Here is a 754-nt window from a genome sequence, read left to right on the forward strand (position 1 = left end):
GCTTACTGTCCCTAACAAAGCCGTTGAACGTGGCGGTAGGTGATCACGCAGACCGCCAGCCCGAGGAATGCTTCGTGGATGTCGTCGCGTCGTTCCCAGCGGATCCGCAGGCGGCGGAAGCCGTGCAGCCAGGCGATCGTGCGCTCGACAACGTAGCGGAAGATGCCCAGGCCAGTGCCGTGAGGCTCGCCCCGTCTCGCGATCACGGGGCGGATCCCTCGCTGCCAGAGCAGGCGGCGGTACTTGTCGTGGTCGTAGCCGCGGTCGGCCAACAGCGCGTCGGGGCGCCGGCGGGGTCTGCCGACCCGGCCCGCGACGGCTGGAATCTTGTCGAGCAGCGGCTCGAGTTGGGTGACGTCGTTGCGGTTTCCGCCGGTCAGCGTCACAGTGAGCGGGATGCCCTGTCCGTCGACGATGAGGTGGTGTTTGCTGCCCGGCCGTGCGCGGTCGACCGGGCTGGGACCGCTTTTGGGTCCCTTCGGGCCGCCCGCACGTGGGAGGAATCGATCACCGCCCGCTCCCAGTCCAGCTGGTTCTTCGACCGCAGTTTCTCCAGCAGCAGCACGTGCAGCTGGTCCCAGACGCCGGCCTCGTTCCAGGCCGCAAGGCGCCGCCAGCAGGTCATGCCCGAGCCGAACCCGAGTTCCTGCGGCAGGTACTCCCACTGGATGCCGGTATGCAGGACGAAGAGGATGCCGCACAGGGCCTGGCGGTCCGGCACCCGCGGTCTGCCCTCGACCTTCTTCGGACCTGG

The 754-nt window shown here is 68.6% G+C and carries 1 protein-coding gene; it reads right to left on the reverse strand.

Features of this window, described 5'->3' with window-relative positions; translation table 11 throughout:
• Window positions 1–11 precede the first annotated feature (11 nt).
• Window positions 12–754 (reverse strand): IS5 family transposase gene (locus ACP4J0_RS38595; RefSeq protein WP_426604133.1). Its coding sequence is split into 2 segments (ribosomal slippage), with 744 coding nucleotides annotated over them: window positions 12–484 and window positions 484–754; the frame shifts between segments, so codons are not numbered across the junction. This gene is flagged as partial in the annotation.

The sequence above is a fragment of the Streptomyces sp. WG7 genome (assembly GCF_049975785.1).
Taxonomy (GTDB): Bacteria; Actinomycetota; Actinomycetes; order Streptomycetales; family Streptomycetaceae; genus Streptomyces.